Genomic DNA, 16,489 nt, shown 5'->3' on the forward strand with positions numbered 1-16,489 from the left:
ACTTTTCATCTATTTTCCATCCTATTTCAACCATGAGTTCATTGTGTTCATTTGGGTATTAAGTAATGCGTAAGCAATTCCTAATCTTTGATATTTATGAATATGTTCATCCTGTTTTTGACTATTATAGTAGTCAATATAGTGAAACTTTGTATCTAAATCATTTAAACGTGAATTTATGTTTTTAATTCTTTCACTAATAATGCTATCATCTCCAAATAGTTCCTCAAACGATTTTCCAATCGTATGCCCCAATCCATCGGAACTAATGAAAAATTGTTTTGCTGACTCTGGCTGTTCTTCAAAAGCTTTTGTTAATTTCTTATCATCCATTACCATTGTTCCGTCATCTTTTAATTGAATACCATAAGTAGATAAGGTATTACCATCTTGCGAAAATCCGACTACGTTCCGCATTGCTTGATAAATATCATTCATAATTGCATGTCCATTTAAAGCTCCCATTGCCCCTGTAAAATCTTCGAAGGAAGAAGCAACTTGATTGTAATCTGTGACCAGTTTTTTTACTAGTTTAGTCGCTTCTGACATACCCGAACTATTTACTGTGAATTTTAATTCTCTACCTTTGACGTTAGTATTCTTTGTACTGATTTCTGATTCTTTTAGTAATTCAATCTCTAAACCAGGAAGTGGTGTAATTAAGTTAGTAGCACTTGACTCTTCAATACCATTTAGGTAATATTTTGCATCTTTTGCTGTATTAATGGTATTTAGCATAAACTTTTGCTTTTCATTACCACCTTCATCTATAGGGCTAGTTTTTACTTCTGTATAAAATATCTTTCTAAATAAATCTGATGTACCATCTATTAATTCAATTTTATTTTCTGCACCAACTTTTTTAGAATTCATAAAAATTTTATCGCCATGTGTATAAGCAGTTACTTCATATTCTCCATCATTGATTTGATTAATTAAATCTTTATACGTCATATCACTTGTTACTATTAAATCCTTATCTCTAATTTTCAAAGTATCATTCACATTCAACTTTTCATCAAGATTAATAGGATTTGAAGCGATTTGGTGATGCTCAGCAAGTTGCTTTACTCTTATATTAAACGTTCCGTCAATTGCATTGTGATTCGCTTTCACTTTAATATAACCATCTTGTGAAATTGTTACTTTTTTCTCATTGCCTTTAAAATTGGCTAAATTATTTAGAGTCTGTGCAAAAGGACTAAACTCTGATTTTAAACTTACATATACTTGCTTATCTTTTAAAAGTTCACTTTTGGTATTTGAGTAGCGTTCATTGTTGAAATCAGACTTTTGGTTTCCTACTTGCTGTATTTTTGAATTAGATATTACATTACTAGGAATACCCCAAAGGTGTGGTCTACCCATAAAACTTGTATATTTTGTTCCAACCATTTCTAAACTCATTCCTTTTCAATTTATTTTTAGGTGTATTTTCATTGTAATTGTAAATACATCTAAAAATAGATTGATAATATACAACTTATAATTGTGAAATATTCACACTGTTTTTATGTAAAGTATGATTATTTGATATTAAATTAGAGCCTATAAAAGATTGGGACTAGATATGTACCGTATCTTCAATCGTTATATTTTTTACTCCTGTGGCGTGCACAATACTTTTAGTGGTTAATACAAGCTAAATTAGTTAATCATTATCCTTTATATCCAATCGATATCCTATTTTGCTTACCACTTTAATTGCCTTTCTAACCCCTAAAATATCAATTTTTTTATTTACACGTATAATATTTTTATATAAGGTATTTTCACTCACGGATTCTCCATTTGTCGAAATTGCAGATGATAACGCGTTATGTGCTACAGTACGTGGATATTGCAAAAAAAGGAGTTCTATAATAATTCTTTCATTATTTGTTAAAGTAACTTGCTTTGATTTAAATTGTAGCTGTAAACGCTCTGGATAGAATATCAATCCTTTTATCTCTATAAAACGTTCTAATGGATGTAGAATATATTCACCATACGTTCGGCGTAAATATCTTTTTATTTTTGTTACTATTACTTTACAATTAAAAGGAGGAATTATACAATCATCTGCACCTTTTTCAATGGCTTGAATTTGTTCTTTTTCATTTTTACAATTAGAAATAAATATAATTGGACAAGTAAATCTAGATCGAATTTTCTGTAGCCAATAAAAACCATCCAATACAGGTAATTTTGCGCCTAATAATATTAGGTGTGGATCTAAAGTGTTTAAGTACTTCATAACTTTTTCAAAGTTTTTAACAGTTACTACTTTACAAGGTTCTTGTTTTAAATAAGTTTTTAATGTAGATGTGAAGTTCACATTACCATCAACAATCAAAATTCTATACATATGTTTATCCCCCCTAAAACATGTCCTTATTTATAAATCTGATTCTTTTTAGGTCTAATCGTGTATTACAAAAGAGATAGATACTACAGTATAAGAATCAGTAGCACCTATCTCTTTTCTTTATTTTACACTTAATTTTTCTTTCACTTTTGTAGGTAAATCATCTTTCTCCACTTCTTCCCAGGATTTTACACCCTTTTCTTTAGAATAGTATACAAGTAGAAATGCTTCTTTACGAAGATTCTTTTGTGTTTTGAATTCTAACTCCTTTTCTTTACCTTCCTCATCAAAACCTTGTAATTTATATGTAAATTCCTTTCCCATTATTTCACCATCAATGGATTTTGCAACTCCTTCTTTTCCATCTACATTGATTTGAACATAATATTTTTCTGTTCCAATACGATTTAAATTACAGCCAACTAACATACTACTAAATACAGTTAAAATAATTAAAAGTAAAATGATTTTTTTCAATAGATTCACCTCATATTCTTATACTTATATTAATCGCATATTTTCAATTAAGAAATCCAGAAACATTACATAAACATTACATTTTTGTAAGATAACAATAATTGCATGTAACTATTAATTTGCATTACCTTATAGGAGTCACCATATCATTTCGGGAAAATTGTATGATTTCCGGAAATGGTATGGTGACTCCTATTATATGAAATAGACGTGCTTAAAAATATCTTTCTATAAATGATTAACTTATTTTAAAAATAAGAAATCAATTAATCATAATAGTTAAAGGATTATAATAGGTTCCTTGAAAATCACTATTAGTTTGTAAAGGTAATTCGAATCATTTTATAAACGTTTATTTTTAATGAATACCTTTATAAACAAAAATGGTATAATTGTGGTAACAAATGTAAGGAGAGTACAAAACGTGGCAAATATTTATGGATATATACGTGTAAGTACAAAAGATCAAAATGAACAACGTCAGTTACATAAGATGATGGAACGAGGAGTGGAAGCTCGACGCATTTTTGTCGATAAAGCAAGTGGACGACATTTTGATCGCCCTCAATATCAATTATTACGAAAGATATTAAGTACAGGTGATATTGTTTACATAGATGCCTTAGATCGTATGAGCCGCAATTATGATGAGGTAATTTCAGAATGGAAGTATATAACAAGAGAATTACAAGCTGATATCGTAGTTTTAGAAAATGAAACCTTGTTTGATAGTCGGAAATTTCGTGATATGGGTGATATGGGCCGATTAATGGAAGATCAATTTTTATCATTGCTATCCTACGTTGCGGATCAAGAGCGTAAAAAAATTCATCAGCGACAAGCAGAAGGGATTGCTGTAGCTAAATCTCAAGGAAAGCACTTAGGGCGTCCTCAACTTAATCTTTCAACATTAAGCCAAAAGCAACTATTTATAATAGAAGAAACTTATCCAAAATGGAAAAATAGAGAAATTACTGGGGTTGAATTTATGGAGCTATTAGAACTAAAGAAAAATACTTTTTATAAAATAATTAAAGAATATGAACAAAACACATTATAACCTAAAGAAAATAAGCCGAATGTTCCTTAAAGTAGGAAATCCGGCTTATTTTATGTCGAATTTTTATTAGTCTATACTTTCATTAAGATGTAAATGCTGCCTCTAATTCACTCACTTTTTGTGTTTATCATATTTGTTTACTAAATTTGATATTGTATCAACAATAAAGTTTACGAAACCTACGTAAACTTAAAAAATGAATGAGAAACCATCGAATTGGGTCACCTTATAAGCTTAATGGACATGTGACGAGACCTCTAAATGAATAACTATTGTACTTAAATTTTTATAAATCTGCTTGATAAACCATATATCTACCATTAGCAAGTGAAACGAATACTTGATTCTCTTTAATTTTTACTACAGTACCGCTAGACGTATAATTGGTTAGTTTTGTTTTTGCTCTAACGGAAATTTTATTATTTGCATCAACCTGAACTAAAAGCATCTGACCAGTAGAACTAATTACTAGTGCATGTTTATCCTTGAGAGCTATTATTTTATTCCATTTATAATTCTTATTTTCTTCATCAGTTAGTTCAGCACTATCAATCTTTTTTCCATCTTTATCAAATAAGGCAATTTTTGAACCTTCTCCAACTGCTAATATTGTTCCATCATCAAGTTTGTCAATAGACATGATGTCATGTTTTGTTGAGCCCCAATCCCCAAAATCAATGATGTTGCCATTTTCTAGTGACATAACTTGATATTTTCCCTTTTCACCCATCATCAAGATCTTGTCTTTACTTAACTCAATTGTATCGTTAATATTCCAATCATTTGGCCATTTTCCTGTTCTTGTTACGTGGTAAGAATCACCATCAAGAATAGTATAATAACCTTTATCATATACTAATAAAATCCTTCCATCCGATAGTAGCTTAACAAATCTTGGACTAAGTTTATCTGATAGTTGTCTTTGTTCAATTAAACCTGTAGATGAATCTACAATTTTCCATTTCCCTAGTGTTCCCGCAATAAAAATATTGCCATCAGATGTTTTTACCATCCCTTTGGTAGGAAAATAAGGTTTGTTTTTTTCATGTGATACCACTGATCCACCAGATTCCATGCTTAATACAGCTAAATCACTAGAATTACCGACAAAAATAGTATCCCCGCCAAGACTAACAGCAGCTTCAATGGTACCACTTCCTTCCCATTTATTACTCACAACGCCGTACACGTTCGCCGCACTTGCACTTGTAGGTAATAAAAATAAAGTGCCTAAAATCAATGATATAGTTAATTTTTTAAGTTTAACCATTTTTCCACCCCTTTTAGCAAAATTTAACATATTTTCTATTAATATATTAACTCAACAGGTAACATAGGGTAAATATCATAAAATATTTATCAATAATATATTGAATAATTGGGGTCACACAACATTCCTATCAACTTAAGAATTTAGAATTACCCTAAAACGAAAAAAATGAGCTTTTTTGTTACAAGTTAACACAAAATTTCGTTCTGGGGGTAATTTGTTTTGTTAGCTTGATGGGTATGTGGTGCTACCCCACATCCATCAACTTAAGGTATATGTTTATACAAAGGCGGATCTTTCCATGTAGTTTTTCATTATTTTTTATAGATATCCTAAAAGTAGGCATATCAAATAAACCCCGAAGGGTTACAATTTTTTCACTATAATTATGCTACCTGATGAATGGAAGTGGTATACTCATAGACAACACCCAAAATATCAAAGACTGTCTTTTTCTCGTATCGATGAGATTTTCGTCCGTTGTGCTGTAGGAGGTTAAACAGACGAAGGAGAACCTTTGATAATTCTTGGGTGTTTTTGTGTAATGCTTGGTAAAAAAGTGAAAAATAATCCTTAATTATGTACATCGCTTTATATTCACTTAGCTCTTTCTGTTTCTTACGTAATAGGAGTTCTCGCATTTTAAACATAGTAGAAGAACATAGTAGAATACTAATGAGTTGCCCATAAAGATGACATTCTAATCGCTCTTGTTTAATAGATTTACAACGATGAATTTGAAACCAAGATTTCCATATTTTAAATAACAGCTCAATTTGCCAACGTAATGAATATAAATCATAGATTTTCTCTTTTGGTACCCATTCCGTAGGAATGTTTGTCATATATACCGTAATACCTTGTAAAAGCTTCGTGCGCTCTGTATATGTAATTCCTGTTTTCTTTTCACGAATAGCTCGGTCATGTAGGCGTTTCTGTTTTTGCTCCTCGGTACACCTATAAACTACAATACGAGTAGGCAGTTTGTCTTTACTCCCTACATATACATCGTGTAATTCATACACTTGGCCAGGTTGTAATTGTTTCATAATGTCTTCCAAATGAATTTGTATATATACCGGTTTTAATTGAGAGGGTTTTGTTTTAAATACCACTGTTTCGAACTCTTTTCTATATATTTTAGTTGGTAACTTAAGACGAGATAAATAATACCCTTGCTTGTCTTGAATAGACTGAAAGTCTTGTAGACGAAAATATCCTAAGTCACGAATATACAGCTCATTCTTTTGTATCATGCCTGTTCGAGTCGCACCATATGCCTGATCACTTCGTTTTCCTGGTTCAATTTTCACATCAGAAAATTCTCCACTTAACAAGTCATACTCTAGTTGAATTTTCACACCAGCTTTATGACTACATCCTCCGGCACCAGGATAAGTGGATGCGAATCGATCTGGAACTTGAAAGGTTGTAGAATCAAGGATGCGAATGCGCTCAAAGTAGGAAGAAAGAGAATGAGAAATCTTAGATACGCCTCCAATTTTAGCTTGTAGAAGTGTAGTAAACACCGTTCGAAAGAAGGCTACAGAAGCCGAGTTAAATCGCCGATTAAGTCCTTCCGGACTTAATAAAATTCCTGTTGAAGTTTCTAATTGACTACATAGTTGAGTAAGAGAGGTAGTAGCGACTTGTTGATTAAGCCATACACACAAAGATAAGAAATGGTGCCCGTGGCACTTACGTTTTCGTTTCATCCCGCCTGCTTCTATGGCTAATTGATTAAGTGTAGCGGGAGACATATATCGATATAACTCTTCAGCGAATAAAGATAATTCTTGTTTTTGATTCATATTCATAAAAAGCACGTCACCCTTTCTCATTAACATAAGAAAATAGTAACGTGCTTTTAACTTCAAAAATAGTCTAAATCCTTAAGTTGATGGATGTGTGGTGCTACCCCTAATATGAGAGCATTGCTCTCATTGCCAAAACGATGTTTTACACCTTTAGAGACAGTTACCATAAACCCTTCAGGAATTATTACACTTTCAACCTCTGTCTCAAGTACAAAACTCCCTTGAAATGCAATAATCATTTCTTCTGCTGACTCATGAACTTCATAGGGATATTCCTTTTCTTTTAGGTTAATCAGTATAAAACTTCCTTTATTTATTTCTTTTAATACATGATCTTTATCAACTTCTAATGAATTACCTAATTTTTTAAAATTTACTATGTTCATAATATCGTTCCTTTTATATAGGTTCATTTTGTATTATTTCAATGTTTTTCTCATGGCATTCTTTAGTAAAAGTTGATTGGTAACTCATTTCTTTCCCTAGTTGGTCAATTGATTGACTATCACTATTTTTTACAGATTCAATGAGTCGATTTATATATTCGCGAGCTAATTCTATCCTTCTATTCATTTCACCTCTATTTTCTGTTGAGTGTCCATGTCCAGGTACAAGCACACTAATAAAATGGTTCTTTAAAATTTTTTCAGCCTTCAATAGAGTGTTTATATAGGCGTTAGCACTATCAAACAGATAAGGTAACTCAAAATCAGATAAATAGTCTCCAGTAATCCATATGCCTTGTGGTTCAATTATTGCAAATAATCCATCATGAGTATGACCAGGTGAAAGATAAAAAGTAATTAATGTATTCCCTATTTCAAGTTGTTGTCCATCTTCTTTAATAACTATATCAATAGTTGGAAATTCAATAGGATATGGTCTATCGATGTAATACTCACTATCAAAGTTATTAATTAAATTAAGTTTATATTGCTTATTTGGATGGTCTAACATCCCTATACTTCCTATTACTTTTGCATCTGGAAATGCTCCATATCCGATAATATGATCAAAATCACCGTGCGTAAATAACAAATATAGTTCTTTTCCATCTCGAATTTGTTCTACATATGATTTAATTTCATTTATTTCATGTGGTAGCCATGTTGGATCTGTTATTAGTATAAAATCATCCGCCTCAAACACATTACTAGTAGTCTTCCATAAGGAACTTTGATAAACAGTTAAATTATTTTTCTTAAATTGTATCATAACTATCCTCCTACTTTATTTTCCCTTAAGAATAAATAAAAAAGCCCGGAAAATATCTTATTGATATCTCCCGGGCTTTTATCCCTCCGTGTATACAGTAAAGTTTACCGTACGTTTTCTCTCGGACCTGACCAATTAGAAAGTAAAATTGCGGAACCCTAGAAAACTTATAAATATTTATTCTTTTGAATAATTATACTTAAAAATTAAAATAAAATCAATAGAGTATAGGAATGAATATGAAATATCCCTATACATATTTACAAATAACACCTAGAATTCCATCCATGTACATAGTTAGGTTTTACAACCGTAATGGGATGTTATTATTGTATATTGTATACATGTGAAATTTACATAACATTATCAGCAGTAATCAAATCCGCGTTTTGCCGTCAGTACCTCATCTAGAAGAAGTATTACAAGCTGTTTTAAAACTGAATACATTTTATTGTAACTACTATCAAAATGTATAAAATTATTAACCCAATAAATTCGAGCCTATATTATTTAAAATAACATGAATCATAGTGGCAGGCACCCGAAAGAGTGCCTTTTCTCTATAAAAAATATATCTAACAAGAAATATAGTCTTAACGTACAGCATACATCTCAAAATATGTCCAAAATGTGTCTAAACGTACAATTTTCTTTTTTTGATATGGTGACCCCATGCCCATCAAGTTAAGAAAATAAATCAACCCCAAAACGAAAAAAATGAGCTTTTTTGTTACAAGTTAGCACAAAGTTCCGTTCTGGGGGCGCTATGAAATTTCAACTTTGTAGCAATAAGGTCTCACCAATATTACGCGATTACCTTAACTTCGATGTGAGAACTATTGGAGTATCGAAGTTTCTCACATCATTTACATATATTCAATGTAAATTCTATTAAATCATTTTTGATAAAAAATTTGATTACTATTACTGTTCTTATTGTATTAAAGCACTCCGTAAGTATAACAACTAAACTTAATGCTATTTCTCTTTTGTAAAAAAGAATCCTGTTCCTTCTTCTTGTGGTACAAATCCTTCTTTAACTGACATATTTTCTACCATTTTTTGTTCCTCTTTTGTTATAACTGTAACTTGGTCCTTTTCATTTAACATACTTTCTCTGTGTTCTTGGTCCTCTTTTGTTACAACTCTTGAATAGTCCCTTTCATTAGTATTTACCATTTCTGTGGTTTGTTCTTTCTGCTGTTCATCTGATCTATCTGCACGTGCATTTAGTAAGGATAGAGATGAAACAGCAAGAATCGCAACAACTCCAATGACAGACCAACGATAAGAGTCCTTTTTAAACTTTTTAATCATAAGAATTCTCCTTTTCAATGTTCTTTTATTTCTACTTAAGTTTGCAAAACTTGGCACTTGATAATAACTTGAGTGGTGTTCTAAAAGGCTGATAATTGTTTGACCATATGCAAGTTGTTCCTCTGAGTCTATATATGTAAGAGCGCACGCATCGCATGCCAGTTCCTGATCTTCCCTCATGCATGAGTAAGCATACCAAAGAATCGGGTTAAACCAATTTAAAATGAGTAAGCCATGCATAAGCCAATTCACACCAACATCTCTTCGTTTGATGTGAGCCAATTCATGATGAAAAATATATCGTAATTGTTGCTCATCTAATATTTTCATATGTACACTTGACAATAACACCCTTGGTCGAAAGAAGCCGAAAACAGTTGGACTTGAAATTTTTCCAGCTAGGAGTAGTGAAATATCCTGTTGAACAGACATAGATTTCTTACAGCTTTCGAAGATCTTGACAATCCTTCCATCTGTAATAACAGGTTGTTTTTTTATGTAGAGAAGTAAACGCCTATTCATAATGATGGTAGCAAGACCTAGGATGATAACCCCGGCAAGCCAAATATATAAAACGATTGTATAAAACGAAAACGTATCATCCTGTGGCTTTTTATTACTGTGCGTTTGTTTCTTACTTTCGGCTGGTTGTGTTAAATCAGATGCATAGTTATCTTCTTTTGTGACTACCTTTGTATCGCCTATATTAGTCCGCTCTTTTGAAGAAGAAACAACTACAGACTCTTGGTAAAAGGTATCAGAAGTTCCATTACTGTACGAAAGAATAGAATAGATACTGTAGGAACTATCTGGTGACCATGGTAATAGAAGTCTTACAATTAATATCATCCATAATAGATACTGCCATCGCGGGGTTAACTTGTTTCTAAGCAAGATTTTGACACATAAGATTAAACCAACTAATATACTTGCCATAATGGATGTTTCTATCACCCAATCAAAAAATCGAGGTAGATAGACGTTTACAAACATATCAATCATCATTATCTATCCTTCCACTGATTTTCCTCAGTCTTCTCATCCAGAATACGTTTGAGTTCATTAATATCTTCTGAAGAAAGTTTTTCTTCTTTTAAAAAATTCACAAGTAAAGGTTTAAATGCTGCACCATAGAAACTTTTGAGTAGCGATTTTGTTTCTACTTGTAGATAACTATCTTGCGACACTAAAGGATAATATGCATACATACGCCCTTTATCCTGATGGTAAGAAACAGCCTCTTTTTGGACTAATCGATTAATAAGCGTTCGAATCGTTTTCGGTTTCCAATCCATCGTTACCTCTAGTGCTTCAATCACTTCATTTGCTGTTTGAGGCGATTTTGACCAAAGAACTTTCATGATTTCTAATTCAGCTTCCGAAATTTTAGGTAATTCTTTCATTTTATAAAATTCCACCCCCTTGTATTACATTTGTAATCTGTAAACTAATATTACAAATGTAATCTTTAATTGTCAACCATATTTTGGGTTTGTAAATATATTCTCATGAAACTTAGGAAATTAACCCAAAAAACAATGAAAATACGCTATTCTTTTTGTAGAAATATACAGGAAGGACGGCGTTTTTGTATGAATCTATCGATTCAAGATGAGTTTCATTTGTTCGCTGAAGAACTACAGCGATATCTATCTCCACATATTCTTCAACAACTCGCACAAGAGACAGGTTTTGTAAAACGTAAAAGTAAGTATGGCGCACGAGATTTGGCTGCTTTATGTATCTGGATTAGTCAACAGGTAGCAAGCGATTCTCTTACTCGATTATGTAGCCAGCTCTATGCAAATACAGCTACACTTATGAGTCCAGAAGGACTTAATCAACGTTTTAACCGATGTGCTGTTTTATTTCTACAGCGTGTATTCTCCCTTTTAATCAAAAGCAAACTAAACGATTCGTCTCGAATCTCAAACCAATACACCTCTTATTTTCAACGTATACGTATTTTGGATGCTACTATTTTTCAAGTACCCAATCATTTGGCTCCCATTTATCCTGGTTCAGGAGGATGTGCACAAACCGCTGGTATTAAGATTCAGCTAGAGTATGATTTATATAGTGGAAAATTCCTCAATTTTCGAATGGAACCAGGTAAAAATAATGATAAAACTTTTGGTACAGAATGTTTGGATACCCTACGACCAGGAGATTTATGTATTCGAGATTTAGGATACTTTTCTCTAAAAGATTTAAACCAGATGGATCAACGAGGGGTGTTCTATGTTTCACGGTTGAAATTAAATAATAGAGTATATGTAAAAAATGAATCTCCAGAATTCTTCCGGGATGGGACAGTAAAAAAGCAATCTTTATATGCTCTACTTGATCTTGAACATATCATGCATCAGATAAAACCAGGAGATACTTATGAAATTCGAAATGCCTATGTTGGACAACAAAAATTACCCTCAAGAGTTGTAATATATAGACTCACATCAACTCAAGTTCATAAACGCAGGAAACAGCAAACTTATGTTGAAAAGAAAAAAGGGATTACATACTCTGAAAAAAGTAAACGTTTAACAGAAATTAATGTTTATATTACCAACATCCCGTGGGAAATTGTTCCGATGGAACATGTTCACGAGATTTATTCTCTACGTTGGCAAATAGAGATTGTATTTAAAACATGGAAATCTCTTTTTGGTATCAATCATTGTCACAATATTAAGCGAGAGCGTCTAGAATGTCATCTTTATGGACAGTTAATTGCTATTTTTCTTTGTTCCTCCACTATGTTCAAAATGCGACAGCTGTTACTACAGAAAAAACAAAAAGAATTAAGTGAATATAAAGCTATTTATATGATTCAAGATCATATGTACTTAGTATATGAAGCTATACAACAAGACACCCAAGAAGTATCAAAAATTTTTCTTCGTCTGTTTGAACTCTTACAGAAAAACGGACGGAAATCCCATCGATATGAGAAAAAGACAATCTATGATATTTTAGGTGTTGTTTATCAGTACACTGTATCCTGTATAAAGCAGAAAACTGCATAAGCATTCCAAATACACCTTATCAAGGTTTATTTGGAATGCTTATTTTTAGAAACAAATAAACAAAATATTAAGCATATAGGCAACAATAACGGAAGTTCATGAAATACCCAACCTTAGCTTGATGGGCATGTATGGTGACCCCATGCCCATCAACTTAAGAATTGAGAATGCCCCCATAATAAAAATTTGCATTCTTTCATTGTACTTTAAAGATGTCTCACAGGTATATTACTGGCAACTATGTATCTTCGGGATTTTAATTATCTTTGTGCAAATTATATTCAGCAAAATTTGGAGTAAATATTTCCGCTATGGTCCCATTGAATGGATATGGAGAAAAGGAATTTACAAAAAATAACCTATTTTCACCAGTTTCATGCAATTAACTGAAAAAAATGATAAAATATCATATGAAAGATTAAAGATATATTTGTGATTGTAAAATGAAGTTATTAAAATTAAAGTGGTTCAAGTCAGAGGAAGACACCTTGTGGTGTCTTTTCTTTATTAAAATATGTATTTTAACAAATCTTTAATACTTATGTATTGGATAATAATATTATTTAGTAAAAGACATTTTTGGAGATAAGAGCCAATAAAAAAAGCCCTAACAAGGGTACCGCCCCATGACCACCAAGCTAAGATTTTAAAGTACCCCCTAAACAAAATTTTTACTTTTCTACATTTAGTTATCTTATCATAAACATTGATGAAATAAGTTTCGAAAACAGAAGCCTTCATAAATTAACCAATCAAAGTTTACATACGCAAAAAGGCTGGAAGCAACCAGATTAATTACCCTAATCATTCTTATAAGAAGTACAAAAAAAGCTAGTATAATACTAGCTTTTTTGTACATAAATAAATATTGAATATAAGAATTTAGTTACATTTACATGAATCTTGTTCTTAAAAACTGTTTATGGCTTCAATTTTATTTGATAATGTGATAGTAAACGTATACTTTAATTAATAAAGATATACTCATCCAAATTAAGATGGTCTAAAATCAGTAAATTGTTATATAAAAAAGGAAGAAGGTTTCGCATGATTAAACTGCCTTCTTCCTTTTTAGATTGCAAAAGCTTCTTTTAGGTGCTTATCAGTTTGTGAAATAAGTGCCCTTCAGAACTGCTTAAAATAGGATATACTTTGTTAATTGCCTGTACAAATTCTTTCACTAACTCTTCTTTGTTGGTCAACATCACATATTCGATAACCATTCATTCATTAATTCCTTATTTTTTTAAGAAACGTTTTACTCCCTTTACAGCATAATCATGATCAAGTTGAGGTGTAAGCCCCGCTACTGTTACAGTCCCAATTACACCTACGCCTATAATACGAATAGGGAAAGAGCCACCTACAGCTTGATAATCTGATGATTGAAGAAGAGAACTTTCATCATGAGTCGTTCCTTGCTCTTCGAATCTTGCTCTAATATAATGTGAGCTTCTGTTGTAATGATCCACTATGCGTTTTTTTCGATATAGCCATAATACATTTTCTTCAGATGTACCATCCATTAGGTGGGTGAATAACGGTACTCGATTACGTTCAATATGAATAGCTACTGCTTTATTATTTTCTTTTGCATACTCAATTAATGTCATGCCCAGATTTAGAGCATCTTCATTTGTAAATGTTTCAAATTGTAATTCGTTTTCTACATTTTCTAGTTGTTGTAAGTTCATAAATAAACTCTCCCCTAAAATAATTTTTGTTTTTTATCTAATTTATAATTCAGTACGGATAGAAGAAATGCGAATGCCGCCATAATGGCACCAATCCATGCCGTATCTAAATACGTTAAATAGTCTACTGCTAATCCACCTAAAGTAGATCCTGCAGCAATCCCTACGTTAAAAGCTGATATATTTAGTGCAGATGCAATATCTTTTGCAGAAGGTACTAATTTTTCAGCAAGCATTACAATGTAAGCTTGAACTCCTGCAGACATCATAAATGCAAATAAACCTAACAAGATAACTGATAAAATACTTAATCCTTTACTAGGTAGTAGTACCATTTGTAATAAAAGTACTATTCCTTGGAATAAAAATACAAATCGTAACGATTTAACAGGATGCTGGTTTGCTATTTTTCCACCTACTATATTTCCAATTGCCACGGCAACCCCATAAACTAAAAGTAACAATGAAATAGATCCTGATGAATACCCACTAATTTCTTGGAGAATAGGGGCGAGATAGGTAAACAAAGCAAAGGTTGCACCAAATCCTAGGGCAGTCATTAATAATGCCAGAAGAATACGTTGATTTTTCACAAGTTGTCCTACATCTTTTAGAGTAGGAGAATTTGCTTGTCTGTTCACTTTATCAACGGCAAATACATTTACAATTAACCCAATAATGCCGAGCACAGCTACCGCACTGAATGTAGCGCGCCACCCAAAGTGTTGTCCAATATAAGTGCCCATTGGAACACCTGCTATGGTTGCTACTGTTAATCCAGTGAACATAATTGAAATAGCTGTTCCTTTCTTGTTTTCTGGTACGATATCGGCAGCAACTGTAGCTGCAATGGCAAAAAATACACCATGAGCGATAGCAGTGATAACCCTCGAGATCATTAATACTTCATATGTTTCGGCAATGGCTGACATGACGTTACCCAATATGAAGACCATCATTAAGATGAGTAAAAATCCTTTTTTAGGAATGCGCCCTGTAATAGCTGTTACAATCGGTGTTCCGACAGCTATTGCTACTGCATAACCAGAAATTAAAGTACCAGCTTTTGTCACAGAAATAGTTAAGTCATCAGCAACTATTTGAAGTAAGCCTACAATAACGAACTCGGTTGTTCCGATAGCAAAAGCACTAATAGCCAAAGAAAGTAAGGCGATGTATACTTTTGTTGACATTTCTTTCATATTCACCCTCCTTAACACTTATGATGTTTTCCATTAAAGTATTTTTGATATATGCGAACTACATTGAATAAGTTTCTTACTAAAAGTCTTATCTAATTTTTTATTTAAACGAAGTGCTGGACCAGATACAGCCACAGCTGAAATCACATTTCCCTCAAAGATGACAGGAGCTGCAATACAGCGTAGGCCTATTTCTGTCTCTTCGTCATCTACTGCGTACCCTTGCTTACGAATAACCTTTAGGTGTTCTTTTAATAAATGCAAGTCTGCAAATGTATTTTTTGTATTTTGCACTAATGATAATTCTTTAAGGATTCCTTCGAGCTTGGTTTTGTCTAAAAAAGCTAATATGACTTTTCCTAGAGCGCTTAAGTGGACAGGAGCCCGGTCACCAACCTTTGAGTGTGCTCTTATAGTATGAGGGCCGTCAACAACTTGCGCAGTGATTACATCCGTTCCTTGAAGAATTCCAACATAGGCTGTTTCTCCAACTTCTCTACTCAACTCATGTAAAGGTGGAACCGATAACCAATTTGCTTTTGAGTTATACGAAGTGGATGAAGACACCATCTTATTAGTAAGACTATAGGAATTATCAATTTTTTTGACATAGCCCATTAATTCGAGGGTATATAATAAACGAAAAGCTGTTGACTTATTAAATGACAATGTTTGTATAACTTCACGAAGTGTCATATCTTTTTCTTGCAAAGCATCTAAAATTAGAAGTCCTTTTTTCAGTGTAGCTACTTCATATTGCTTCAATGGATTCACCTCTCTTTCTTACGTTGTTCATAATAAAATGTTGAGAAATATAAATCAAAAAAACAATAAAAGTTCCTATATTTGAAACAACGCATAAATATAATAACTGTATTACGAAACGTTTATCTTTTTGGATGTAGTATTCACAAAATAGGGAATGAATTATTTACCCTTGAAGGAGTTATGGATAGTGAGAACTTTTAAAGAGATTATTGAGTGGGAGTTCCTGTAGTTAGAGTTTGGCAAGGAAGTAAAAAGGAAAATGAAGAGAATGATTAATATTTCAATTCTATAGTTTT

13 protein-coding genes, 2 pseudogenes and 1 riboswitch are annotated in these 16,489 nt (G+C 32.2%); of the genes and pseudogenes, 3 read left to right on the top strand and 12 right to left on the bottom strand.

What is annotated here, in order from left to right; translation table 11 throughout:
• Window positions 1-21: 21 nt before the first annotated feature.
• From B9A45_RS30475 to B9A45_RS30485, 3 genes are all read right to left on the bottom strand, one after another.
• On the bottom strand, window positions 22-1,395 hold the full coding sequence (locus B9A45_RS30475; RefSeq protein WP_084065830.1) for a flagellar hook-associated protein 2: 1,374 nt from the start codon (window positions 1,393-1,395) through the stop codon (window positions 22-24).
• A 256-nt stretch (window positions 1,396-1,651) separates the two neighbouring features.
• Entirely contained in the window at window positions 1,652-2,347 is a 696-nt protein-coding gene (locus B9A45_RS30480) for a response regulator transcription factor (protein ID WP_084065831.1), read from the bottom strand.
• Window positions 2,348-2,467: 120 nt separating this feature from the next.
• The gene (locus tag B9A45_RS30485; RefSeq protein ID WP_142263113.1) at window positions 2,468-2,833 is read right to left on the bottom strand and encodes a YxeA family protein; all 366 of its coding nucleotides are present in this window, start codon (window positions 2,831-2,833) and stop codon (window positions 2,468-2,470) included.
• 385 nt (window positions 2,834-3,218) lie between these two features.
• Here B9A45_RS30485 and B9A45_RS30490 point away from each other — a divergent pair, with 385 nt between their 5' ends.
• Window positions 3,219-3,884 (top strand): recombinase family protein, encoded by a 666-nt coding sequence (locus tag B9A45_RS30490; RefSeq protein WP_084065833.1) that lies wholly within the window; start codon window positions 3,219-3,221, stop codon window positions 3,882-3,884.
• A 286-nt stretch (window positions 3,885-4,170) separates the two neighbouring features.
• Here the strand turns inward: B9A45_RS30490 and B9A45_RS30495 are convergent, their stop codons facing one another.
• The 6 genes and pseudogenes from B9A45_RS30495 to B9A45_RS30520 form a co-directional block, all read right to left on the bottom strand.
• Window positions 4,171-5,154: a hypothetical protein gene (locus B9A45_RS30495; protein WP_084065834.1), complete on the bottom strand. Its 984-nt coding sequence runs from the start codon at window positions 5,152-5,154 to the stop codon at window positions 4,171-4,173.
• A 386-nt stretch (window positions 5,155-5,540) separates the two neighbouring features.
• Window positions 5,541-6,971, bottom strand: coding sequence for an IS4 family transposase (locus B9A45_RS30500; protein ID WP_142263114.1), 1,431 nt, complete (start codon window positions 6,969-6,971; stop codon window positions 5,541-5,543).
• Between the two features lie 56 nt (window positions 6,972-7,027).
• On the bottom strand, window positions 7,028-7,357 hold the full coding sequence (locus B9A45_RS30505) for a cupin domain-containing protein (RefSeq protein ID WP_179135421.1): 330 nt from the start codon (window positions 7,355-7,357) through the stop codon (window positions 7,028-7,030).
• Between the two features lie 13 nt (window positions 7,358-7,370).
• Window positions 7,371-8,186, bottom strand: a complete 816-nt coding sequence (locus B9A45_RS30510) for an MBL fold metallo-hydrolase (RefSeq protein ID WP_084065837.1) — start codon at window positions 8,184-8,186, stop codon at window positions 7,371-7,373.
• A 65-nt stretch (window positions 8,187-8,251) separates the two neighbouring features.
• Window positions 8,252-8,359: riboswitch (guanidine-I (ykkC/yxkD leader) on the bottom strand.
• 1,042 nt (window positions 8,360-9,401) lie between these two features.
• A pseudogene (locus B9A45_RS30515) lies at window positions 9,402-10,505 on the bottom strand (M56 family metallopeptidase); the annotation flags it as partial.
• Between the two features lie 2 nt (window positions 10,506-10,507).
• Window positions 10,508-10,906 (bottom strand): BlaI/MecI/CopY family transcriptional regulator, encoded by a 399-nt coding sequence (locus tag B9A45_RS30520; RefSeq protein WP_000661416.1) that lies wholly within the window; start codon window positions 10,904-10,906, stop codon window positions 10,508-10,510.
• Window positions 10,907-11,095: 189 nt separating this feature from the next.
• Between B9A45_RS30520 and B9A45_RS30530 the strand changes: the two genes are divergently transcribed.
• Window positions 11,096-12,529, top strand: coding sequence for an IS4 family transposase (locus tag B9A45_RS30530; protein WP_084065838.1), 1,434 nt, complete (start codon window positions 11,096-11,098; stop codon window positions 12,527-12,529).
• 175 nt (window positions 12,530-12,704) lie between these two features.
• Window positions 12,705-12,887: pseudogene (locus B9A45_RS30535) on the top strand (DUF418 domain-containing protein); the annotation flags it as partial.
• An 880-nt stretch (window positions 12,888-13,767) separates the two neighbouring features.
• On the opposite strand, the gene B9A45_RS30540 reads toward B9A45_RS30535, so the two are convergent.
• Genes B9A45_RS30540 through B9A45_RS30550 form a run of 3 tightly spaced genes read right to left on the bottom strand, consistent with a single transcriptional unit; the run spans window position 13,768 to window position 16,190 of the window.
• The gene (locus B9A45_RS30540; protein WP_084065839.1) at window positions 13,768-14,223 is read right to left on the bottom strand and encodes a heme-degrading domain-containing protein; all 456 of its coding nucleotides are present in this window, start codon (window positions 14,221-14,223) and stop codon (window positions 13,768-13,770) included.
• Window positions 14,224-14,237: 14 nt separating this feature from the next.
• Window positions 14,238-15,425: an MFS transporter gene (locus B9A45_RS30545; RefSeq protein ID WP_084065840.1), complete on the bottom strand. Its 1,188-nt coding sequence runs from the start codon at window positions 15,423-15,425 to the stop codon at window positions 14,238-14,240.
• Between the two features lie 33 nt (window positions 15,426-15,458).
• Entirely contained in the window at window positions 15,459-16,190 is a 732-nt protein-coding gene (locus B9A45_RS30550) for an IclR family transcriptional regulator (protein ID WP_084065841.1), read from the bottom strand.
• Window positions 16,191-16,489 lie beyond the last annotated feature (299 nt).

The sequence above is a fragment of the Bacillus sp. JKS001846 genome, from assembly GCF_900176455.1.
GTDB lineage: Bacteria > Bacillota > Bacilli > Bacillales > Bacillaceae_G > Bacillus_A > Bacillus_A cereus.

Coding starts and splice junctions, on each gene's coding strand:
- B9A45_RS30475 (WP_084065830.1), bottom strand. CDS start 1,395: ATGGTTGGAACAAAATATACAAGTTTTATGGGTAGACCACACCTTTGG.
- B9A45_RS30480 (WP_084065831.1), bottom strand. CDS start 2,347: ATGTATAGAATTTTGATTGTTGATGGTAATGTGAACTTCACATCTACA.
- B9A45_RS30495 (WP_084065834.1), bottom strand. CDS start 5,154: ATGGTTAAACTTAAAAAATTAACTATATCATTGATTTTAGGCACTTTA.
- B9A45_RS30500 (WP_142263114.1), bottom strand. CDS start 6,971: ATGAATATGAATCAAAAACAAGAATTATCTTTATTCGCTGAAGAGTTA.
- B9A45_RS30505 (WP_179135421.1), bottom strand. CDS start 7,357: ATGAACATAGTAAATTTTAAAAAATTAGGTAATTCATTAGAAGTTGAT.
- B9A45_RS30510 (WP_084065837.1), bottom strand. CDS start 8,186: ATGATACAATTTAAGAAAAATAATTTAACTGTTTATCAAAGTTCCTTA.
- B9A45_RS30520 (WP_000661416.1), bottom strand. CDS start 10,906: ATGAAAGAATTACCTAAAATTTCGGAAGCTGAATTAGAAATCATGAAA.
- B9A45_RS30530 (WP_084065838.1), top strand. CDS start 11,096: ATGAATCTATCGATTCAAGATGAGTTTCATTTGTTCGCTGAAGAACTA.
- B9A45_RS30540 (WP_084065839.1), bottom strand. CDS start 14,223: ATGAACTTACAACAACTAGAAAATGTAGAAAACGAATTACAATTTGAA.
- B9A45_RS30545 (WP_084065840.1), bottom strand. CDS start 15,425: ATGAAAGAAATGTCAACAAAAGTATACATCGCCTTACTTTCTTTGGCT.